Origin of the sequence: Methylobacterium sp. yr668, from assembly GCF_900116245.1 — a bacterium.
Classification (GTDB): Bacteria; Pseudomonadota; Alphaproteobacteria; order Rhizobiales; family Beijerinckiaceae; genus Methylobacterium.
This window is the reverse complement of the sequence record NZ_FOZY01000004.1, coordinates 305876-326304: the sequence shown is the minus strand read 5'-3', so window position 1 is coordinate 326304 and position 20429 is coordinate 305876. Positions and strand designations below refer to the sequence as shown.

Sequence of the window (20429 nt, the reverse complement as noted above, 5' to 3'; positions counted from 1 at the left end):
CGCACGAGATCGGTTGCACATCATCAATCGGCCGAAAGGAAGGCACGATGCCGCTGTCAGAGGGGGATCCCGCCCCCGATTTCGACCTTCCCGCCTCGGGCGGAGGGCGTGTCGGACTGTCCGCGCTCCGCGGTCACAAAGTCGTGCTCTACTTCTACCCGAAGGACGACACGAGCGGATGCACGCTGGAGGCGCAGGACTTCAACGGCCTGCTGCCGGCCTTCGCGGAAGCGGACGCCAAGGTCGTCGGCCTGTCGCCGGACCCGGTGAAGAGCCACGACAAGTTCTGCGGCAAGTACGGGCTGACCTTCCCGCTCGCCGCCGACGAGGACAAGACCGTGCTCGAGGCCTACGGCGTCTGGGTCGAGAAGAGCATGTACGGGCGCAAGTACATGGGCGTGGAGCGCACCACCGTCCTGGTCGACCGGGAAGGGCGCGTCGCCAGGATCTGGCCGAAGGTGAAGGTGCCCGGCCACGCCGAGGCCGTCCTGGCGGCCGCGCGCGCCCTGCCCTGACGTCCCCTTGACGTCCCCCTGACGCCCGGCGCGCGACGGATCCTTAACCCTACTGAGGCCTGAATGGCGGCTCCTCCGGTGCCGTCCCGATGCAGCTTCCGAAGTTCCCCGCGCGTCTCAGGCCGCACCGGCCAGCTCCCTGGCTCGCCGCCGGCCTCGCCCTGGCGGTGGCCTGGGCGCTCGGGGCCTCCTGCCTGATCGTGTTCCACGACGAGGTGCTCGCCGGGTTCGTGGCCAGGCAGGCCGCCCTGCGCGACGCCTACGAGGCGCGCATCGGCGAGCTCCAGGACCGCCTCGACCGCGACCGGAGCGACCGGGCGGGGAGCGAGGCGGGTCTGGCCGACCGGGTTGCGGCCGCCCTGGAGCGCCAGGCCGAGCTGGAGCGGCGCACGGCCGCCCTCGCAGACCTGGAGCGGCAGGCCCTACCCGAGCCGTCCACGACCGGCGCCCTGCCCGGGCGGCCCGGCGCTGCGCCCGGTGGGAGCTACGACGATCTCTTCCTGCGTCCGACTGAGGGTGCGGCTCCGGCGCCGCGCTCCGCCCGCGATCCCCTGCCCCGCCGCGGCGCGCGCGAGGCCGAGACCGGCCTGATCCGGCTGGAGGCCCGGCTCGACGGCCTGCAGGCGGCCCAGGGCGAGCGCCTCGCCGGGCTGGCCGCCCGGGCCGGCGACGCGGTGCGGCGGCTGCGCGGCCTGATCGGCCGCACCGGTCTCGACCCCGACCGCCTCGATCCCGACCGCACCGGCGCGGCCGCGCCGGCCGCCGGGCTGGGCGGACCGTTCGTGCCCCTCGACGGCCGCGCCCTGGACGGCACCGGCTTCGCGGAGGGCCTCGCCCTGGCCCGGCGCGCGCTCGACGACGGCGAGCGCCTGCGCCGGCTCGCCGCCACCCTGCCCCTGGCACGCCCGATCCGGGGAGGCGCGACCGTGTCGAGCCCGTTCGGCACGCGCCTCGACCCCTTCACCCGCGGCCTCGCCCTCCATACCGGGCTGGACCTGAAGGCGGAGTACGGCGAGCCCGCCCGCGCCACCGCGCCGGGCCGGGTGATCGCCGCCGAGGCCGCGGGCGGCTACGGCAACATGGTCGAGATCGACCACGGCCACGGCGTCACCACGCGGTTCGGCCACCTCGCCCGCATCGCGGTCCGCCCCGGGCAGCGCGTGGCCGCGGGCGATGCGGTCGGCGCCGTCGGCTCGACGGGGCGCTCTACCGGGGCGCATCTCCACTACGAGACCCGCATCGACGGCGAGCCGGTGGATCCGCAGCGCTTCCTGGAGGCCGGCGCCACCGTCGCGGCGGCCGGGCTCGGCGCCGACTGAGTCCGTCGCTGCGCCGGTCGCCCTGTGCCGGCCTCCGAGTCCCCGAGGGAGGCCGGCCTGGCATCGGCCGTGACGCCCGCGCGGGGATGGCCTTCCGGGCCGGACCTGTTGCGGGCGGCCGGCCCGGTGCTACGATCCGGCCGAGGTGGGGATCGGCGATGGCTCTGGCCGCGAAGCGCGACGCGCGGATGGATGTGTCCGAGTTCAGGCTCTGGGTGGAGGGCCGGCCCGCGCACGAGCGCTGGGAGCTGCTCGACGGCGAGCCCGCGCTCATGGCGCCGCCGCGGGAGCGGCATCAGGCAATCGTCGCGAACCTGATCCGCCGAATTGGCGACTTCGCGGATGCCAAGGGCTGCCGCGCCATGCCGGGGCTGGCGATCCTCAGCGCCGCGATGGACGATTTCGCCCCGATCCCCGACGTGGTGGTGCGGTGCGGGCCGCCGCTGCCGGAGGGCTACGCGACCGACCCGCTCCTCGTCGCCGAGGTGCTCTCGCCCTCGACCATGAGTCTCGACCGCGGCCGGAAGATCGACTTCTACCGGACCGTGCCGAGCCTCGCGGTCCTGCTGATCGTCTATTCCGACGAGGCGCGGGTCGAGGTCTGGCGACGCGCGGGCGACGACTGGAGCGTCGCGGCCCTCGGTCTCGACGGCGCCGTGCCGGTGCGCGACCTCTACCGCGGTCTCGCCTTCTGAGCGGCCGCACCCCACCTGATCGAACGGCGAAGCATCAAGGCACCGACTTGCCCCATTTCGAAGATTTCTACGCGGCCAAGCTGCGCGGCTCCCTCGGCGTGACCGACGCGGAGTCGGTGCTCGACCTGCGCGGCACCAACCGGGCGACCGCCGAGGCCTCGCTCAAGGACATGCTGGAGCGCAGCCGCTTCGCCAAGGGCAAGACCGTGGCGATCCGGCTCGATCCGCCCCCGGAGGGCGGCGGCGAGACCCTGTTCCAGCCGGCCGGGCGCCTGCTCCTCGACGCGAAGCGCCGCGGCCTGATCGAGCGCCTGCAGACCCTGCCGGCCCAGGACGGACTCGGCTTCTACGTGGCGCTCACCGGCCGCGCCGACCGGACGCCCATGTAGGGCGGCCACGGAGGTTGTGCCGGCAACGGATCGGGTGCGCGCCGCCGGGCGTTGAACGCTCCCGCTCCACAGGATGCCGCCCGTGCCCGACACCCGATTCCCCGAAGCCGGGTCCCGCCGATGAGGACCCTTCCCGGCGGCCGCAACGCGATCGAGCGCATCGCCCGCTTCGGCTACGGCGCCCGCGGCGTGGTCTACATCGTGGTCGGCGCCCTGGCCCTGCTGGCGGCCCTGGGGCATGGCGGCCGGGCCGGCGACAGCAAGGACGCGCTCCGCGCCGTCATGGCCGGGCCGTTCGGCGCGGCCGTCGTCGGCCTGATCGCCCTCGGCCTCGCCGGCTTCGCCCTCTGGCGCCTCGTCGAGGGCATCACCGATGCCGACCGGCGGGGCACCTCCGCCAAGGGCCTCGCGGTGCGCGGTGCCCACCTGATCAGCGCCGGGCTCTATCTCGGTCTCGCCGCCAGCGCGGCCTCGCTCAGCCTCGGCCTGGGCATGAGCGGCGGCGACGGCGTGCATGACGGTACCGCGTGGCTCCTGAGCAAGCCCTTCGGCCGCTGGCTCGTGGCCCTCGTCGGCCTCGCGGTCGTGGCGGGCGGATTCGGCTTCCTCGGCAAGGCGTGGCGCGGGGACGTCACCGACCGGCTCGCCCTCGACGCCCGGGCCCGGGACCGCTGGGCCGGCCCGATCGGCCGCTTCGGCTACGCGGCGCGGGGCCTCGCCTTCCTGATCATCGGCGGGTTCCTCGTGGCCGCCGCGTGGCACCAGCGCTCCTCGGATGCCAAGGGTCTGGCCGAGGCCTTCGCGCTGCTGCGCGCCCAGCCCTACGGCTGGATCCTCCTCGGGCTCGTGGCGGCCGGCCACGCCGCCTTCGGGGCCTTCGGGCTGATCCAGGCCCGCTACCGGCACATCGACGCCCCCGACATCGACCGGGTGGACGACGCGGCCGGTGCGGCGGCCCGGGCGCTGGGCTGAGGCCGGCGCCGCCTCCGGCCCCGGCTCCGGCCCCGGCTCCGGCCCTGGGCGGGCCGCGTTGACAGGGCCGGTGCCGCGGCGGATACCCCGCGGCATCCCATCCGGCTCCCGATGCAGCAGCGCCTCTACAAGACCGCGGTGATGGTGACCCACGACCTCGCGGCGACCGCTGCCGCCGTGGTGCTCACCTTCCTGTTCCGCTTCCAGGGCGGCATGCTGGCCGAGCGTCTGCACGCCCTGCCCCTGCTGCTGCCGCCGTTCCTCGTCCTCGCCGGCTTCGTCTACGGCCGCTTCCGGCTCTACCGGACCAAGTGGCGCTTCGCCTCGTTGCAGGACCTCGCCGGCATCGTCCGGGCGGCCAGCGTCCTGGCCCTGGCGCTCCTGGTGATCGACTGGGTGCTGGTCTCGTCCGACCTCTACGGCTTCTACTTCTTCGGCAAGATCGCGATCCTGCTCTACTGGGTGCTGCAGATCTTCTTCCTGGGCGGCACGCGCCTGGCGTTCCGCTACCTGAAAGACACCCGCTCCCGGCAGTCGAGCGCGCGGGCCGCCACCGTCCCGACCCTGCTCCTCGGGCGCGGCGCCGACATGGACGTGCTGATCCGGGCGATCGAGGCGGGCTCGGTGCGCAAGCTCGCGCCGCGGGGCATCCTGTCGCCCCGGGCGGACGAGCGCGGGCAGTTCATGCGCGGCGTGCCGGTGCTCGGCGGCTTCCCGGATCTCGAGCGCGTGGTCGCCGACCTCGCCGCCCGCGGCGAGCCGGTGCGGCGGCTCGTGGCCGCCCCGAGCGCCCTCGTGCCGGAGGCGGCGCCGGACGACCTGATCGCCCGCGCCCGGCGCCTCGGCCTGCCCCTCGCCCGGGTCGTCGGCCTCGGCGAGGGCGTGCAGGGTCCGGAACTGGCGCCGCTGGAGATCGAGGACCTGCTGCTGCGGCCGACCGTCGCCATCGACCGGCCGCGTCTGGAGGCGTTCCTCGCCGGCCGCCGGGTCGTGGTGACCGGCGGCGGCGGGTCGATCGGCTCGGAGATCTGCCTGCGGGCCGTGGCCTTCGGGGCCGCCGCCGTGCTGGTGCTCGAATCCTCCGAGCCGGCGCTCCACGGCATCCTCAGCCACCCCGCGATCCTGGCCGCCGAGACCGCCGTGACGGGGGTGCTGGCCGATATCCGCGACCGGGAGCGGACGCACGCGGTGATCGCGGCGTTCCGGCCCGACTACGTGCTCCACGCCGCCGCGCTGAAGCAGGTGCCCTACCTGGAGCGGGACTGGCAGGAGGGCATCAAGACCAACGTGTTCGGCTCGATCAACGTCGCCGAGGCGGCGGTGGCGGCGGGCGCGCGGGCGCTCGTGATGATCTCCACCGACAAGGCGATCGAGCCGGTCTCGCAGCTCGGCGTCACCAAGCGCTTCGCCGAGATGGTCGCCCAGGCCCTGGACGCCGCGCAGTCGGCGCGGCCGGACCACCCGACCCGGCTGATCGCCGTGCGGTTCGGCAACGTGCTGGGCTCCGTGGGCTCCGTGGTGCCGGTGTTCAAGGCGCAGATCGCCCGGGGCGGCCCGGTCACCGTCACCCACCCGGACATGGTCCGCTACTTCATGACCGTGCGCGAGGCCTGCGACCTCGTGCTGACGGCCGCCTCCCACGCCGACGGCGAGGCCCGGGCGGGCGCGGAGCGCGCCGCGGTCTACGTGCTCAAGATGGGGCAGCCGGTGCGGATCGCCGACCTCGCCGAGCGGATGATCCGGCTGGCCGGCTTCGAGCCCGGCACCGAGATCGAGATCGCCTATACCGGCGCCCGGCCCGGCGAGCGGCTCAACGAGATCCTGTTCGCCCGCGAGGAGCCCCGGATCGCCCTGCCGGGCATCGACGGGGTGATGGCGGCGCGGCCGGTCTTCGCCGACCGGGACAGGCTCGACGCCTGGGTGGCGCGGCTGCGCGACGCCGTGGCGGCCGGCGACCGGGCGGCCGCCGAGGCCGTGTTCGAGGCGGCCATCCCGCATTTCCGCGAGCGCGCAGTCCTCCGCCCCGGGCCGCCCCAGGGAGTCGCGGAACCGGCCGCGGAGCCGGTCGGCGACCCGCCGCGCGCCGCCGCACCCGCCGCCCTCGGCTGATCCGGGCGACCTCGGAAGCGCGTCCCGGGTCCGCTCCGATCCTCACACCGTGGCGATCGGCGTCGTCGGCGAGCCGACGGCGCCGGGCAGGCGCAGCGGCGGGGCGGTGAGCAGGAAGCGGTAGCGGCCGCGGGCCCGCAGCCAGTCGGCCAGCGGCGTCAGGTGCCACAGCTCGCCGAGATTGACCCCGAGCTTGAACAGGCAGTGCTCGTGGAGCGGCAGCGTCGCGCAGCAGGCGGGGCCGGGGCCGGCCGGGTAGGCCTCCACCGCGTAGTTGTCGGCGATCAGCGCGCAGAGCCCGGTGCGGGTGATCCAGTCGAGGAGGCGCGGGTCGCGCCCGTCGAGGCCGGCGCAGAGGGTTTGGACGAGCTTCGGGTCTGGCGCGCCGCCCATGGCGATCAGCCGCTCGGCGAAGCCCGTGTGCAGGCAGACCATGTCGCCCGGCTCCACCACGACGCCGTCGGCCTCCAGGATCCGGGCGAGCTCGTCGTAGCCGACGCGTGTCCTGGCGTCGCCGAGATGGGCGCGCAGGTCGATCATCACGGCGCGGCCCTGCATGCCGGTCTCGGCGAGGCGCTCGATCCCGAGGCGCTTCGCCCGGGACGGCTCATCCGCCGCCTCCGGCGCGCTCGGCCCGACGATGTCGCGGCCGCCGCGGAACCCGTTGTAGAAGGTCGGTGCGGCGCCCGCCCCGTCGGCGTCGAACAGCGAGCCGACATGGGCGAGCGAGTCCCACTGCGTCGAGTATTGCAGGTGGATCAGCGCGCGGTCGTCGCAGATCACGTCGGTGGCGCCGTCGACCTCCTCGCAGACCGGGAAGTTCATGTTCGGCCGGCCGTTGGCGCGGCGCGTCGGGGTGATCTGCGGCGGGTGGCGGCGCGGGTTCAGGACGTTGCCGCCCGGCAGGTCCAGCGGCAGGCTCAGACAGAAGGTCAGCCCTTCGCGCACCTCGGCGACCCCCTGCAGCACCTTCTCGGGGGTGAGCAGGTTCAGCCGGCCCAGCTCGTCGTCGGGGCCGAAATCCCCCCAGGTCGAGCCCTCGGGCCGCCGCGTCCAGCGCAGGGTCATGCCTGTGGTTCCCCTGCCCGTGCCGGCCGCGGAGCGGACCGCTTCCCGAGGCTCCGGGGCCGCGGTCCGGGGCGAACCCCGGCCGCGGCCGAGCGTGCGTTCCTCACCGGACCGTGCCCTTCTTCGAGGCCGCCGGGCCCGCGCTTCGCAGGGCCGCGGCGAGCCTAGGATGCGGCGGCGCGCGGCGATACCCCGGGCGGAAAACGACTCGGTGCAAACGTCACCGGCCGGTCCCGACCGGCCCCTTGTGATCCGTCGGAGCGCGGGTACAGTCCGGGCCAAGCCCGCGAATATAAAATTCGGGCACTGGGATGAGGGAACGCCGATGTCCGAGACCGTGCGCGCCGCCGCCCGGGTTGCCCCGATTCGGCGCACGCTGCCCGCGCTGATCGCCGCGGGGCTGGTCGCCGCCGGGCCCGTCCGGGCCGCGGACCCGATCAAGATCGGGGTGATCGCCGAGGCGCAGTCGGTGGCCGGGGCCTCGATCCCGCAGGCCGTCCAGCTCGCCGCCGACGAGATCAACGCCAAGGGCGGCGTCGACGGGCGCCAGATCCAGGTCGTCACCTACGACGACAAGTCCTCCGCCTCCGACGCGGTCCGCGCCTTCCAGCGGGCGGTCTCCGAGGACAAGGTCAACCTCGTCATCGCCAGCTACATCTCGGAGGTCGTGCTGGCGCTGATGCCCTGGGCGGCCCGGCTCAAGACGCCGATGATCACGCCCGGCGCGGCCTCGAACGAGATCAGCGTCGCGGTCCACAAGGACTACGCGCGCAACAAGTACACCTTCCACGGCTACCTGACCTCGCACGCCCTGGCGCAGGCGGTGTGCGACTCGGCCAAGGAGGTGCTGGTCGAGAAGCTCAAGGCCAAGACCGCCGCGATCATGAGCGAGGACGCGGCCTGGACCCGCCCGCTCGACGCCGCCTACCAGGAATGCCTGCCGAAATCCGGGCTCAAGGTGGTCGAGCACGTCCGCTTCTCGCCGGACACGGGCGACTTCACGCCGATCTACAACAAGATCGAGGCGGCCAAGCCCGACCTGATCGTCACCGGCATCGCCCATGTCGGCGTGCAGCCGACCGTGCAGTGGCAGAACCAGCAGGTGCCGATCGCCATGACGGGGATCAGCGGCCAGGCGACCTCCTCGACCTTCTGGGCCAACACCAACGGCGGCACGCAGGGCGTGCTGTTCGACAGCGTGGCGGTGCCGGGCGTGGCGCTCACCGAGAAGACGATCCCGTTCGCCGAGGCCTTCACCAAGCGCTTCGGCGGCGCGCCGTCCTACGCGGGCTACATGGCGTACGACGCCACGCACTACGCGGCGGAGGCGGTCAAGCGGGCGGGCTCCACGGAGGCCGACAAGCTCGTCGACGCCCTGGAGAAGACCGACTACGTCGGCACCGTCGGGCGCCTGAAATTCTACGGCAAGGACGAGCCGTTCACGCACTCGATCCAGTACGGGCCCGGCCTGATGACCAGCGTCCTCGGGCAGTGGCAGAACGGCAAGCAGGTGGCGATCTGGCCAGCCACCACCGCCAACGGGACCATGATCCTGCCCCCTGCGGTGAAGGCGGCGGGACGGTAACCGGGCGGGGAGAGCGCGATGATCGGCCTCCAGATCCTCGTCGACGGTTTCGCGATCTCGTCCCTCTACGCGCTCGGCGCGATGGGCTTCACCCTGATCTTCGGGGTCTCGGGCGTCCTCAATCTGACCCACGGCGCCCTGATGGTCATGGCCGCGGTGGCGGCCTGGGCGGCCTCGGCGCTGTTCGGGCTCGGCTCCTACGCGGGCGCGGTGATCGGCATCCTGTGCGGGCTCGCGGGCGCGCTGGTCACCTACTTCGCGGTGGTCGCGCCGATCGAGCGCAGCCGGGCCATCCCGCGGGAGGAGAAGGAGATCTTCGTGCTCACGGGGACGCTGCTCTGGGGGATCATGATCCAGGAGCTGGTAGCCTACTTCTTCACCGACAACCCGAAGACCGTGCTGCCGATCGTCGAGGGCGTCTTCGAGATCGCCGGGGTGCGGACGCCGAGGAACCAGGTCTTCACCGCGGTGATCTGCTGGGTGGTGATCGGCCTGCTCTGGCTGTTCGTGAACCGGGCGCGGGCCGGCAAGGTCCTGCTCGCCGCCTCCATGAACCCGCGGGGCGTCACGCTGCTCGGCCACGACATGGGCAAGATCTACGTGGCAGTCTGGGCGATCTACGGCCTGCTCGCCGGCACCGCCGGGGTGCTGCTCGGGATGTTCCTCGGGGTGTCGTCGTACTCGGTGGGGCCGCTCACCGCGAGCGCCTTCTCGATCGTGGTGCTGGGGGGCCTCGGGAGCGTCACCGGCTCGCTGATCGCCGCCTACGTGGTGGGCTACCTCGAGACCGCCACCGCCTACCTGATCTCGCCGGCCTACCGGGTGATCCCGGCGCTGCTCCTGCTGGTCGCCGTCATGTACCTGCGCCCGCAAGGTCTGCTGGGGCGGCGGTGATGGTTCTTTTTGCACCCCGGGTGTCCAGCCCGCGCCCTCATCCTGAGGTGCGGCGAAGCCGCCTCGAAGGAGCCCTCCAGCCGGCCGCGCGATCCCTGGAGGCCTCCTTCGAGGCCGCTGGCGCGGCACCTCAGGATGAGGGGCGTGGGTGGGAAAGGCCTCTGCGCCGAACGAGCCGGATCGCTGCCGTGTGCGAGGCCAATCCATGAAGCTCCTCACCACCCCCGGCTTCTGGATCGCGATCCTCGCCGTCCTGGCCGCCGCCACCCTGCCCTGGTGGGTCTCCGGCTACATCCTCGGCCTCCTGACCATCGCCTACTATTTCGGCGTGTTCTCCATGGCCTGGGACCTGCTCTTCGGCTTCGCCGGCGAGGTGAATTTCGGACCGACCTTCCTGATCGGCCTCGGGGCCTACGGCGCCGGCATCCTCAACAACCGCTACGAACTGCCGATCCCCTACTGCCTCGCGGCCGGGACCGTACTCGCCGTGGTCGGCGGCCTTGCCCTGGCGCTGCCGGCGCTGAAGGTCCGCGGCCCCTATTTCGGGCTGATCACCCTGGTGGCGGTCCTGCTCCTGCAGAACATGATCGTGGTCTTCTCCGGCCTCACCGGCGGCGAGATCGGCCTGACCGTGCCGGACGTCATCTCGATCGACGCCGACACCAATTACTGGCTGGCGCTGGGCTTCATGGCGGTCTCGGGCCTGATCCTCACGGCCATCGCCCGCTCGCCCGCGGGGCTGATCCTCCAGGCCGCCGGCCAGGACCCGGTGGTGACCGGGGCGCTCGGCTTCAACGTCGCCAAGCACAAGCTCGCGGCCTTCGCGGTCAGCGCCGCCTTCTCGGGCCTCGCGGGCGGGCTGGTGGTCTTCTACATGGGCACCGCCTCGGTCGGCACGCTGATCAACACGTCGGTGGGCGTGCAGGTGATCATCGCGGCGGTGCTCGGCGGACGGCGCACCATCGTGGGCGCGGCGCTCGGCGCCGTGTTCCTGATCGCGGCGGGCGAGCTGCTGCGGCCGCTCGGCGGGCTCTCGACCTTCGTGGTCTCGGCGGTGGCGCTGCTGGTGATCCTGTTCGTGCCCTCGGGGCTGCTCGGCCTCGGATCGCTCCGGAGAGCCCGATGACCGTCGCCGTCGCGCCCCCGCCGGCCGTGTCGCCCGTCATGGCCGAGCCCTGCCTCACCGTGAGCGGCCTGACCAAGCGCTACGGCGGCCTCGTCGCCGTCAAGAACATCGACCTCGACCTGCGCCCGGGCGAGATCCTCGGGCTGATCGGCCCCAACGGCTCGGGCAAGTCCACCGTGATGAAGCTGATCATGGGGCTGGAGCGGCCGAGCGCCGGCTCGATCCGCCTCGACGGCACGGAGATCGGCGGCATGCCGGCCCACCGGGTCGCCCGCTCCGGGATCGGCCTCGTGTTCCAGCACGCGCGGCCGCTCCAGCGGCAGACCGTGCTGGAGAACATCAGCCTCGCGCTCCTGCCCGACAGCCTGATCCGGCTGGCGGCCGACCCCCACGTGGCGCGGCGCGCGAGGGAGATCGCCGAGCGCGTCGGCCTCGGCGCGGTCGTCGACCGGCGCCCCGGCACCCTGCCCTTCGCGGATCTCCGCCGGCTGGAGCTCGCCAAGGCCATCGCCCGCGACCCCCGGGTGGTGCTGGTCGACGAGCCCTTCGCGGGCCTGACCGGCGGCGAGGTCGCGGCCTTCTCCGAGCTGATCCGCGGCTTCCGCGACGAGGGCAAGGCCGTGCTCCTTGTCGACCACAACGTGAAGAGCGTCGCCGCCATCGTCGACCGGGTGTTCGCGATGTATCTCGGCGAGCGCATCGCCGAGGGGTCGGCCGAGTCCGTGATGGCCGACCCGACCGTGCGCCGGGTCTATCTCGGCGGCAGCATCGAGACGGCGGCCCGGCCCGAGGCGGCGTTCAAGCCCGACTCGCTGCTCACCGTCGAGGGCGTCGACGTGCTCTACGGCAAGGCGCAGGCCCTGCGCGCCGCCTCGATCCACGTCCACGAGGGTGAGTTCGTCTCGGTGGTCGGCCTGAACGGCGCCGGCAAGACCACGCTGTTCAACGCCATCTCGGGCCTCGTGCCGCACACGGGCACGATCCGGTTCGACGGCCGGGACCTCTCCCGGATGAAGCCCGCCGCCATCGCCCGGGCCGGCATCGTCCAGGTGCCCGAGACCCGGGAGCTGTTCGGCGACCTCAGCGTGCGCGAGAATCTCGACCTCGGCGGCCAGCATTTCCCGAAGGCCGAGAGCGCCAGGCAGCGCGACTGGCTCTACGAGCTGTTCCCGATCCTCAAGGACCGCGAGTCGCAGAGCGCCCGCACCCTGTCGGGCGGCGAGCAGCAGATGCTGACCATCGCGCGGGCGCTGATGATGCGCCCGCGGCTCCTGATCCTCGACGAGCCAACGCTCGGCCTCGCCCCGGTGATCCTGGAGCTGCTGTCGAAGGCGCTGGAGAAGCTGCGGCAGACCACGCCGATCACGGTGCTGCTCGGCGAGCAGAACGTCACCTTCGCGCTCCCGCACGCCGACCGGGTCTACGTTCTGGAACAGGCGCGGATCGTCTGGGAGGGACCGCCGCAGCGTTTCGCCAGCGAGATGGGATCGGCCTATCTGTGAGGTCTGTTTCCCCTCCCCCTTGCGGGGAGGGGCTAGGGGTGGGGGTGGTCCAGAAGGCACCGCAACGCCTCATTCTGCGCCACCCCCACCTCCAACTCCTCCCCGCAAGGGGGAGGAGAGAAGCCCGCAGCGACGGATGTGAGCGGAGTGGACACCGTGGACTTCACCCTCTCCCAATCCCAGACCCACTGGCTGACCCGCGTCCGCGCCTTCATCGCCGACGCGATCCTGCCGGCCGCCGCCGCGGTGTCGGCCGAGCGCGCCGCGAGCCGCGAACCCTCCCCCACGATGGAGCGGCTGAAGGAGAAGGCCCGTGCCGAGGGCCTGTGGAACCTGTTCCTGCCGCCCTCCCCCGAGCACGACACCGACGCCTATCGCGGCGCCGGCCTGACCAGCCTCGAATACGCGCTGTGCGCCGAAGAGATGGGCCGGGTCGGGATCGCCTCGGAGGTGTTCAACTGCGCGGCGCCCGACACCGGCAACATGGAGGTGCTGCACCGCTACGGCACCGCGGCCCAGAAGGACCGGTGGCTGAAGCCCCTGATGGCGGGTGAGATCCGCTCGGCCTTCCTGATGACCGAGCCGGAGGTCGCCTCCTCGGACGCCACCAACATCGCGACGGCGATCCGCCGCGACGGCGACCACTACGTCGTCGACGGCCGCAAATGGTGGTCGACCGGCGTCGGCGATCCGCGCTGCCGGATCGCGATCCTGATGGGCAAGACCGACCCGGAGGCCCCCCGCCACCGGCAGCAATCGCAGATCCTCATCCCCATGGACACGCCCGGGGTCCGGGTGGAGCGCCTGCTTCCGGTCTTCGGCTACGAGGACGCGCCCAAGGGCCACGGCGAGGTGGTGTTGGAAAACGTCCGCGTCCCGGCCGGAAACCTGATCCTCGGCGAGGGGCGCGGCTTCGAGATCGCGCAAGGTAGGCTCGGGCCAGGCCGCATCCACCACTGCATGCGCACCATCGGGGCGGCCGAGGTGGCGCTGGAGGCCATGGCGCGGCGGCTCGTGTCCCGGGTCGCCTTCGGCAAGCGGATCAGCGAGCAGTCGGTCTGGGAGCAGCGGGTCGCCGAGGCGCGGATCGACATCGAGATGACCCGCCTCCTCTGCCTGAAGGCCGCCGACATGATGGACAAGGTCGGCAACAAGGGCGCCAAGCTCGAGATCGCCATGATCAAGGTCGCGGCGCCGCGGGTGGCGCTCAAGGTGATCGACGACGCCATCCAGGCCCATGGCGGGGCCGGCGTCTCGGAGGATTTCGGGCTCGCGAAAATGTACGCCCATATCCGCACCCTGCGGCTCGCCGACGGGCCGGACGAGGTGCACAACCGCTCGATCGCCCGCCTGGAATTCGGGCGCTACACCAATGCCCGCGAGGGCGCATGAGCGACGCGGATGTCTTTTCCGGCGTGAAGCCGGTCGAGCCGCGCCACCGGATCGACGAGGCGAAGCTCGCCGCCTGGATGGACGGGCACGTCCGCGGCTACGCCGGCCCGCTCACCGTGCGGCAGTTCCGCGGCGGCCAGTCGAACCCGACCTACCGGCTCGACACGCCGGGCCAGGCCTACGTGCTGCGCCGGAAGCCCTTCGGCCAACTCCTGCCCTCGGCCCACGCGGTGGACCGTGAGTTCCGGGTGATCGGCGCCCTCTACGGCGAGGGTTTCCCGGTGCCGCGGCCCTTCGCGCTGTGCGAGGACCCGGAGGTCATCGGCGCGGCCTTCTACGTGATGGAGGCGGTCGACGGCGCTGTCCACTGGGACGGCGCCCTGCCCGGCCTCGATCCCCATACCCGCCACCGGCACTATGCCGGCATGATCGCGACGCTGGCGCGCCTCCACGCGATCGATCCGGAGGCGGCGGGGCTCGCCGATTACGGCCGGCCCGGCAACTACTTCGCCCGGCAGGTCGACCGCTGGACCCGCCAGTACCGCGCCGCCGAGGACGGGCGCCTGGAGGATGTCGAGCGGCTGATCGCGTGGCTGCCCCGGACCGTGCCCGAGCAGCAGGGCGCCTGCGTGGTCCACGGCGATTACCGCCTCGACAACCTGATCTTTTCGAGAGACGGCGGTGTCAGCGCGGTGCTCGATTGGGAGTTGTCGACGCTCGGCGATCCGCTCGCCGATTTCAGCTACCTGCTGATGCAGTGGGAACTGCCGGCCGACGGGCGCAGCGGGCTCGGCGGCCTCGACCTGCCGGCGCTCGGCATCCCCACCCGGGACGAGGCGGTGGCGCTCTACTGCCGGGCGGCGGACCGCAAAGACCTGCCCGACCTCGACTGGTACTTCGCCTACAACCTGTTCCGGCTGGTCGGCATCCTCCAGGGCGTGGCGGCCCGCGCCAAGGCCGGCAACGCCGCGAGCGAGCACGCCTCGGCCATGGCGGCCCGCGTGCCGAAGCTCGCCGCCGCGGCCTGGGGCTTCGCCGAGCGGGCGGGGGCCTGAGCATGGACCTCTCCGGCCGCGTCGTCGCCGTCACGGGGGCCGCCCGGGGCATCGGCCGGGCGCTCGCGGTCGCCGCCGAGGCCCGGGGCGCGATGGTCGTGGCCCTCGACCGGGACGGGGCCGGCGCGGAAGCCGTGGCGGCGGAACTCGGCGGACGGGCCTTCGCGCTCGACGTCGGCGATGCCGAGGCGGTCACTGCGATCCTGACGCGCGTCGAAGCCGAGTTTGGCCCGATCGCGCTCTACTGTTCCAATGCCGGCATTCTTGAGCGCGATCCCGACCCGGATCTCGCCACTTCCGCCGGCCCGGAGAGCTGGGCGCGGTCCTTCGCGGTGAACGTGATGGGCCATGTCCACGCGGCGCGAGTTCTGGTCCCGCTCTGGCGCGCCCGGGGCGGGGGCGCGTTCCTTGGCACCGTCTCGGCGGCGGGGCTGCTCAGTCAGATCGGCAGCGCCACCTACGGGGCGACCAAGCACGCGGCGCTCGCCTTCCTGGAGCATCTCGCCATCGCCCATGCCGAGGAGGGGATCCGGGTCGCGGCCCTGTGTCCGCAGGGCGTCGACACCGCCATGCTGGGGGAAGCCAGCGCCGCGTCACGCGACGGCGTGCTGGCGCCGGAGGCGGTGGCCGAAGCCGCGTTCGACGGGCTGGCTTCGGAGCGTTTCCTGATCCTGCCGCATCCGCAGGTGGCGGAATACGCCCGCCGCCGGGCCGAGGATCCCGAGCGCTGGCTCGCCGGCATGGCGCGCCTGCGCCGGTCGATGCGGGCGGGGTCGAAGGCATGAGGAGGGGCGCGTGTCATCGCAACCTGAGCAGCATAACGCCATGTCCCTGTTCGACCTGACCGGTAAAATCGCCCTCATCACCGGCTCGTCCCGGGGCATCGGCCGGGCGATCGCCCTGCGGATGGCCGAGCACGGCGCCCGGGTGGTGATCTCGTCGCGCAAGCGCGAGGCCTGCGAGGCGGTCGTGGCCGAGATCGAGGCCGCCCATGGGGCCGGCCGCGCCGTAGCGATTCCGGCCAGCATCTCGGTGAAGGAGGAGCTGGAATCCCTCGTGGCCGAGACCGAGAGCCGGCTCGGCCCGGTCGACGTGCTGGTCTGCAACGCTGCCAGCAATCCCTATTACGGGCCGCTCGCCGGTATCTCCGACGCGCAGTTCCGAAAAATCCTCGAGAACAACGTCCTGTCGAACCACTGGCTGATCCAGATGGTCGCCCCCGGCATGGTGGCGCGGCGGGACGGCGCGATCGTGATCGTCTCCTCGATCGGGGCGCTCAAGGGCTCGCCGGTGATCGGCGCCTACAACGTCTCGAAGGCCGCCGACCTCCAGCTCGCCCGCAACTACGCGGTGGAGTACGGCCCCGCCAACGTGCGGGTGAACTGCCTCTGCCCGGGGCTGATCCGCACCGATTTCGCCCGGGCCCTGTGGGAGGATCCCGAGATGCTCGCCGCCACCACGGACGCCGCGCCCCTGCGCCGGATCGGCGAGCCCGACGAGATCGCCGGCGCGGCCGTGTTCCTGGCCTCGGCGGCCGGCCGGTTCGTGACCGGCCAGGCGCTCGTGATCGACGGCGGCGTGACCATCGCCCGATGAGCCCCGATCCCCGCATCCCCGCCGGCTGGCCGGCCCTGCCCTTCCGCGAGGCCGAGGCGCGGCTCACCGCCTCAGGTGGGCCCTTCGCCATCGCCACGGTGCCGATCCGGGGTGTGCCGACCCGGATCTGGGAGAAGGCACCGCCGACGCTGGGCGACCTGTTCCGGATCGCGCGCGGCCACGGGGACAAGACCTTCGTGGTCTACCAGGACGAGCGCGTGACCTTCACGGGTTTCGCCCGCGCCGCGACCGCCCTGGCGCGGGCTCTGGTCGAGGCCGGCGTGCGCAAGGGCGACCGGGTCGCCATCGCGCAGCGCAACCTGCCCGAATGGCCGGTGAGCTATTTCGGCGCGCTGCTCGCCGGCGCCATCGCCACGCCGCTCAACGCGTGGTGGACCGGGCCCGAACTCGCCTACGGCCTGCAGCATTCGGGGGCGCGGGTGCTGATCGCCGACGGCGAGCGCTTCGACCGGATCGCCCCGCACCTGCGCGAATGCCCGGCCCTGGAGCGGGTCCTCACCACCCGGACCGCGCCGGACCCCCGGGCGACGCCGCTCACCGACATCGTCGGCCGGGTCCACGACTGGGGCGCCCTGCCCGACCTGCCCCTGCCCGAGATCGCCCTCGACCCGGAGGACGACGCGACCCTGTTCTACACCTCCGGCACCACCGGCAAGCCGAAGGGCGCGGTCGGCACCCACCGGGCGGCCGCTACCACGGTGATGGCCTACCCCTACTCGGCAGCGCGCAGCGCCCTGCGCCGGGGCGAGGCGCCGCCGAAGCCCGACCCGGCCGCGCCGCAGCGGGCGGCGCTGCTGGTGATCCCGCTGTTCCACGTCACCGGCTGCCACGCGAGCCTTGGGGCGGCCCTCTACGGCGGCCACCGGCTGGTGATGATGCACCGCTGGGACGCCGCCGCGGCCCTCGACCTGATCGAGCGGGAGGGCTGCACCAGCGCGGGCGGCGTGCCGACCATCGCGTGGCAGCTCGCCAACGCGGCCCGGGAGGCCGGCCGGCCGCTGCCGACCCTCGAGGGCGTCACCTACGGCGGCGCCCCGGCCGCCGGCGACCTCGTGCGGGCGCTGGGCGAGGCCCTGCCGCGGGTCGTCCCGGGCACCGGCTGGGGCATGACCGAGACCTCGGCGACCTTCACCCACCACCAGGGCGAGGATTACCTCGCCCACCCGGAATCCTGCGGACCGCCCCTGCCGGTCTGCGAGGTGCGGATCCTCGATCCCCTCGGGCAGGATCTGCCGCCGGGCAGCGTCGGCGAGCTGTGCGTGAAGGGCCCGAACGTGGTCCGCGGCTACTGGGACGACCCGGCCGCCACCGCGGAGGTCCTCTCCGAGGGCTGGCTGCGCACCGGCGACCTCGCCCGCGCCGACGAGGAGGGCTTCCTGACCATCGTCGACCGGATCAAGGACATGCTGATCCGCGGCGGCGAGAACATCTACTGCTGCGAGGTCGAGAACGCCCTCTACGCGCACCCGGACGTGATCGACGCCGTGGTGCTGCCGGTGCCCCACCCGACGCTGGGCGAGGAGCCGGGCGCCATCGTGGTGCTGGCCGAGGGCGCCGAGACCGACCCGGAGGCGATCCGCGCCTTCGCGGCCGAGCGGCTCGCGGCGTTCAAGGTGCCGGTGCGGATCGAGATCTGGGACGGGCTCCTGCCCCGCAATCCCGCCGGGAAGATCCTGCGGGCGCCCCTGCGGGCGGTGTTCGCGGCGGGCTCAGCTCAGAACGGCTCGCCCTCGTCGTCCGGGCGATAGACCCGCAGGGTCCGGCCATCGGGGAACTGCACCGTCCGGCGGTGGACCACGACGTAGCCGGCGGCCTGGGCGCTGCTCAGGCGGTCGAGGCGGTCGTCGGTGTAGCCCTGGGTGTAGCCCTGGGCGTAACCCGGCTCGTAGCCGTAGCCCGGCCCGTAATTGTAGGCCCGGTAGCGGGCGTAGCCCTCCGGGGGCGGCGGCGCGGCGGCGACGGCCTGCGGGGCGGCCCGGACAGACCGGGCCGGCGCGGCGGCGACGCGGGCCCGGCGCGGCGCGGCGGCGATCCGCTTGGGCGCCACCGCCGCGCGGGCGGCCTTCCGCTCCGGCGCGCGCCGCACCGCCACGGCCTTCCGCCGGGCGGTGGCCGGCCGGGTCTCGGTCGCGGCGGCCGGCGTCCCGGTTGGAGTCGCGGCGGACGGCGCCGGCGGGGCGGCCTTCGTGTCCGTGGCCGGCGCCTTCGGGGACCCGGCCTTGTGGGCCGGCGGATCCGTCCATGTCGTGGCGACGGATTCGGCGGAGGCGCCGCCGATCCCGAGGACCAGCATGAGGGCGGCGAGGCTCGTTCGCGCACCGTGCGGCATGGCGCCCTCCTGTCATCGCGGGGTTTCGGACAGATCCGCGGAGCAGCGCGACAATAGATCGAACCGCTGCGCAGGGGAATCGCGTCGCTGCATTTCCACCAGGATCGCCGAAACACGTTTAATACGGATGACGCTCGGCGCCGGACGCGGCCGAGCCGTCCGACGACCGGTCGCGGGGTACGGCGCGCGACGTGCCCCGCGACGTGCCCCGCGACGTGCCCCGCGACGTGCCCCGCGACGTGCCCCGCGACGTGCCCCGCGACGTGCCCCGCGACGTGCCCCGCGACGAGAGCCCGCGGAACCCGCGGCGCCGCGCGCGGTTGCCCCGCCATGTCCGCCCCTGCCGATGCGTCCTCCGGCCCCCCGCCCGGCCTGCGGGTGAGCGTCGATCTCAACCTGTGCCAGGCCTACGCCCAGTGCTGCTATGCGGCGCCGCGGCACTTCCGCATCGAGGGGCACGAGGCCCTGTTCTACGATCCCGCCCCCGCCGCGCGGGACCGGGACGACATCGAGCGGGCGCGCGTCGCCTGCCCGGTCCAGGCGATCCGGGTCGAGGATCCGGAGCGGGGCGCCTGATGGCGCGCGATTCCGAGCGCGTCCTGATCGTCGGCGCCGGCCTCGCGGCCCTGCGCGGGGCCGAGGCCCTGCGCGAAGCGGGTTTCTCCGGCGCGCTGACGATCGTCGGCGACGAGCCGCACCGCCCCTACGACCGGCCGCCGCTCTCGAAGCACGTCCTCACCGGCGCGATCCCCGCGGAGGCCACGACCCTGCCGGGGGTCGGCGCCCTCGCGGCGGAGTGGCAGCTCGGCAGCGCGGCGCGGCGCCTCGACCGGCAGGCGCGCACGGTCGGCCTCGCGGACGGGCGGATCCTCCCCTACGACCGCCTGCTCATCGCCACCGGCACCCGCGCCCGGCCCTGGGCGAACCCGCACGAGGGCCGCCTCGCCGGCGTCTTCACCCTGCGCGGGCGGGAGGACGCCGCCGCCCTGCGGCGGGCGCTGGCCGCCGGCCCCAACCACGTGCTGGTGATCGGCGCCGGCTTCATCGGCTGCGAGGTCGCGAGCCTGTGCCGGCAGCTCGACCTGCCGGTCACCCTGGTCGAGCCCGGCCCGACGCCGCTGGCCCGCATCCTCGGCAGCACCGTCGGGGCGTTCATCGGCGCGATCCACGAGGGCCACGGGGTCGCGCTGCGCTGCGGCCGCGAGGTCGAGTGGCTGGAGGGTCGGGACGGCCGGCTGGTGCGCGCCCACTTGGTCGACGGCAGCAGCCTCGCGGCCGACGTCGCCGTCATCGCCCTGGGGGCCGTGCGCAACACCGAGTGGCTCGACGGGTCCGGCCTGTCGGCGGATCCGGGCGGGGTCGATTGCGACGCGCGCGGCCACGTCCTCGATACCGAGGGCCGGCCCGACCCGCGCATCGCCGCCGCCGGCGACGTGGCCCGCTTTCCCCACCCCCTCTACGACGGCCGGCGCGTCGCCCTGGAGCACTGGAGCCACGCGGCGGCGCAGGGCGTCCATGCCGGCCGGCTCCTCGCCGGCGCGGAGCCTGAAGTCCCTTACGGCGCCCTGCCGACCTTCTGGTCGACGCAGGGCGACCTCGTGGTGAAATCCGTCGGCCTGACCGAGGGCGCCGACGCGGTGGCGATCACGCAGGGCGATCCGGCGGCCGGCCGCTTCGTCGCCACCTACGGCCGCGACGGGCGCTGCATCGCGGCGGTCGCGGTGGATTCCGCCCGCTGGCTGCCGGCCCATGCCGAGCTCGTGGAGGCTCGCGCGCCGTTCCCGCCCGAGGACGCCGCGACCGACCGGCCAAAGCGCGTCACGGTCCACGAGCCGGGCTTTCCGTAACGCGTCGGGAAACGG

19 protein-coding genes are annotated in these 20429 nt (G+C 73.6%); 17 read left to right on the top strand and 2 right to left on the bottom strand.

Going from position 1 to position 20429, the window contains the following annotated elements; genetic code table 11:
- The first annotated feature begins 47 nt into the window (after window positions 1-47).
- The 6 genes from BM419_RS07900 to BM419_RS07875 all read left to right on the top strand — a co-directional run bounded on the left by BM419_RS07900 (window position 48) and on the right by BM419_RS07875 (window position 5999).
- A complete protein-coding gene (locus BM419_RS07900; RefSeq protein WP_012318789.1) occupies window positions 48-515 on the top strand; it encodes a peroxiredoxin in 468 nt (155 codons plus the stop codon).
- A gap of 89 nt (window positions 516-604) precedes the next feature.
- Window positions 605-1834: a M23 family metallopeptidase gene (locus BM419_RS07895; protein ID WP_091926041.1), complete on the top strand. Its 1230-nt coding sequence runs from the start codon at window positions 605-607 to the stop codon at window positions 1832-1834.
- A 158-nt stretch (window positions 1835-1992) separates the two neighbouring features.
- The gene (locus BM419_RS07890) at window positions 1993-2529 is read left to right on the top strand and encodes a Uma2 family endonuclease (protein ID WP_091926040.1); all 537 of its coding nucleotides are present in this window, start codon (window positions 1993-1995) and stop codon (window positions 2527-2529) included.
- A gap of 47 nt (window positions 2530-2576) precedes the next feature.
- Window positions 2577-2918 carry a hypothetical protein gene (locus BM419_RS07885; protein ID WP_020096438.1) on the top strand — a complete coding sequence of 114 codons (342 nt, stop codon included), beginning with the start codon at window positions 2577-2579 and terminating at the stop codon, window positions 2916-2918.
- A 120-nt stretch (window positions 2919-3038) separates the two neighbouring features.
- Complete coding sequence (locus tag BM419_RS07880) at window positions 3039-3890, top strand: DUF1206 domain-containing protein (protein WP_056524065.1); 852 nt, start codon at window positions 3039-3041, stop codon at window positions 3888-3890.
- Window positions 3891-4001: 111 nt separating this feature from the next.
- Window positions 4002-5999 carry an SDR family NAD(P)-dependent oxidoreductase gene (locus tag BM419_RS07875; RefSeq protein WP_091926038.1) on the top strand — a complete coding sequence of 666 codons (1998 nt, stop codon included), beginning with the start codon at window positions 4002-4004 and terminating at the stop codon, window positions 5997-5999.
- Window positions 6000-6041: 42 nt separating this feature from the next.
- Here BM419_RS07875 and BM419_RS07870 read toward each other — a convergent pair whose 3' ends face one another.
- A complete protein-coding gene (locus tag BM419_RS07870) occupies window positions 6042-7067 on the bottom strand; it encodes a cyclase family protein (RefSeq protein ID WP_091926036.1) in 1026 nt (341 codons plus the stop codon).
- A 325-nt stretch (window positions 7068-7392) separates the two neighbouring features.
- Here BM419_RS07870 and BM419_RS07865 point away from each other — a divergent pair, with 325 nt between their 5' ends.
- The 9 genes from BM419_RS07865 (at window position 7393) to BM419_RS07825 (ending at window position 17986) form a co-directional block, all read left to right on the top strand.
- Window positions 7393-8652: an ABC transporter substrate-binding protein gene (locus tag BM419_RS07865; RefSeq protein WP_091926034.1), complete on the top strand. Its 1260-nt coding sequence runs from the start codon at window positions 7393-7395 to the stop codon at window positions 8650-8652.
- Window positions 8653-8670: 18 nt separating this feature from the next.
- Window positions 8671-9546, top strand: a complete 876-nt coding sequence (locus BM419_RS07860; protein ID WP_020095281.1) for a branched-chain amino acid ABC transporter permease — start codon at window positions 8671-8673, stop codon at window positions 9544-9546.
- Between the two features lie 205 nt (window positions 9547-9751).
- Window positions 9752-10672 carry a branched-chain amino acid ABC transporter permease gene (locus BM419_RS07855; RefSeq protein ID WP_020095280.1) on the top strand — a complete coding sequence of 307 codons (921 nt, stop codon included), beginning with the start codon at window positions 9752-9754 and terminating at the stop codon, window positions 10670-10672.
- On the top strand, window positions 10669-12174 hold the full coding sequence (locus BM419_RS07850) for an ATP-binding cassette domain-containing protein (protein ID WP_091926032.1): 1506 nt from the start codon (window positions 10669-10671) through the stop codon (window positions 12172-12174). The genes BM419_RS07855 and BM419_RS07850 overlap by 4 nt, the downstream gene beginning before the upstream one ends.
- Window positions 12175-12330: 156 nt before the next feature.
- Entirely contained in the window at window positions 12331-13566 is a 1236-nt protein-coding gene (locus BM419_RS07845) for an acyl-CoA dehydrogenase family protein (protein WP_091926055.1), read from the top strand.
- A complete protein-coding gene (locus BM419_RS07840) occupies window positions 13563-14621 on the top strand; it encodes a phosphotransferase family protein (protein ID WP_091926030.1) in 1059 nt (352 codons plus the stop codon). Before BM419_RS07845 ends, BM419_RS07840 begins: the two co-directional genes overlap by 4 nt.
- A gap of 2 nt (window positions 14622-14623) precedes the next feature.
- On the top strand, window positions 14624-15406 hold the full coding sequence (locus BM419_RS07835; protein ID WP_091682471.1) for an SDR family NAD(P)-dependent oxidoreductase: 783 nt from the start codon (window positions 14624-14626) through the stop codon (window positions 15404-15406).
- Between the two features lie 40 nt (window positions 15407-15446).
- Entirely contained in the window at window positions 15447-16217 is a 771-nt protein-coding gene (locus BM419_RS07830; protein ID WP_091926028.1) for an SDR family NAD(P)-dependent oxidoreductase, read from the top strand.
- Window positions 16214-17986, top strand: a complete 1773-nt coding sequence (locus BM419_RS07825) for a class I adenylate-forming enzyme family protein (protein ID WP_091926026.1) — start codon at window positions 16214-16216, stop codon at window positions 17984-17986. The genes BM419_RS07830 and BM419_RS07825 overlap by 4 nt, the downstream gene beginning before the upstream one ends.
- Here the strand turns inward: BM419_RS07825 and BM419_RS07820 are convergent.
- Window positions 17953-18567, bottom strand: coding sequence for a hypothetical protein (locus tag BM419_RS07820; protein WP_091926024.1), 615 nt, complete (start codon window positions 18565-18567; stop codon window positions 17953-17955). The two genes, BM419_RS07825 and BM419_RS07820, sit on opposite strands and share 34 nt — an antisense overlap.
- 330 nt (window positions 18568-18897) lie before the next feature.
- Here BM419_RS07820 and BM419_RS07815 point away from each other — a divergent pair, with 330 nt between their 5' ends.
- The gene (locus BM419_RS07815; RefSeq protein ID WP_020095273.1) at window positions 18898-19143 is read left to right on the top strand and encodes a ferredoxin; all 246 of its coding nucleotides are present in this window, start codon (window positions 18898-18900) and stop codon (window positions 19141-19143) included.
- Window positions 19143-20414 carry an NAD(P)/FAD-dependent oxidoreductase gene (locus BM419_RS07810; RefSeq protein WP_091926022.1) on the top strand — a complete coding sequence of 424 codons (1272 nt, stop codon included), beginning with the start codon at window positions 19143-19145 and terminating at the stop codon, window positions 20412-20414. The genes BM419_RS07815 and BM419_RS07810 overlap by 1 nt, the downstream gene beginning before the upstream one ends.
- Window positions 20415-20429 lie beyond the last annotated feature (15 nt).

What these genes read in the sequence shown, in the direction of transcription:
- BM419_RS07900 (WP_012318789.1), top strand. Translation starts at nt 48, where the DNA reads ATGCCGCTGTCAGAGGGGGATCCCGCCCCCGATTTCGACCTTCCCGCC.
- BM419_RS07895 (WP_091926041.1), top strand. Translation starts at nt 605, where the DNA reads ATGCAGCTTCCGAAGTTCCCCGCGCGTCTCAGGCCGCACCGGCCAGCT.
- BM419_RS07890 (WP_091926040.1), top strand. Translation starts at nt 1,993, where the DNA reads ATGGCTCTGGCCGCGAAGCGCGACGCGCGGATGGATGTGTCCGAGTTC.
- BM419_RS07880 (WP_056524065.1), top strand. Translation starts at nt 3,039, where the DNA reads ATGAGGACCCTTCCCGGCGGCCGCAACGCGATCGAGCGCATCGCCCGC.
- BM419_RS07875 (WP_091926038.1), top strand. Translation starts at nt 4,002, where the DNA reads ATGCAGCAGCGCCTCTACAAGACCGCGGTGATGGTGACCCACGACCTC.
- BM419_RS07870 (WP_091926036.1), bottom strand. Translation starts at nt 7,067, where the DNA reads ATGACCCTGCGCTGGACGCGGCGGCCCGAGGGCTCGACCTGGGGGGAT.
- BM419_RS07865 (WP_091926034.1), top strand. Translation starts at nt 7,393, where the DNA reads ATGTCCGAGACCGTGCGCGCCGCCGCCCGGGTTGCCCCGATTCGGCGC.
- BM419_RS07860 (WP_020095281.1), top strand. Translation starts at nt 8,671, where the DNA reads ATGATCGGCCTCCAGATCCTCGTCGACGGTTTCGCGATCTCGTCCCTC.
- BM419_RS07855 (WP_020095280.1), top strand. Translation starts at nt 9,752, where the DNA reads ATGAAGCTCCTCACCACCCCCGGCTTCTGGATCGCGATCCTCGCCGTC.
- BM419_RS07850 (WP_091926032.1), top strand. Translation starts at nt 10,669, where the DNA reads ATGACCGTCGCCGTCGCGCCCCCGCCGGCCGTGTCGCCCGTCATGGCC.
- BM419_RS07840 (WP_091926030.1), top strand. Translation starts at nt 13,563, where the DNA reads ATGAGCGACGCGGATGTCTTTTCCGGCGTGAAGCCGGTCGAGCCGCGC.
- BM419_RS07835 (WP_091682471.1), top strand. Translation starts at nt 14,624, where the DNA reads ATGGACCTCTCCGGCCGCGTCGTCGCCGTCACGGGGGCCGCCCGGGGC.
- BM419_RS07830 (WP_091926028.1), top strand. Translation starts at nt 15,447, where the DNA reads ATGTCCCTGTTCGACCTGACCGGTAAAATCGCCCTCATCACCGGCTCG.
- BM419_RS07825 (WP_091926026.1), top strand. Translation starts at nt 16,214, where the DNA reads ATGAGCCCCGATCCCCGCATCCCCGCCGGCTGGCCGGCCCTGCCCTTC.
- BM419_RS07820 (WP_091926024.1), bottom strand. Translation starts at nt 18,567, where the DNA reads ATGCCGCACGGTGCGCGAACGAGCCTCGCCGCCCTCATGCTGGTCCTC.
- BM419_RS07815 (WP_020095273.1), top strand. Translation starts at nt 18,898, where the DNA reads ATGTCCGCCCCTGCCGATGCGTCCTCCGGCCCCCCGCCCGGCCTGCGG.
- BM419_RS07810 (WP_091926022.1), top strand. Translation starts at nt 19,143, where the DNA reads ATGGCGCGCGATTCCGAGCGCGTCCTGATCGTCGGCGCCGGCCTCGCG.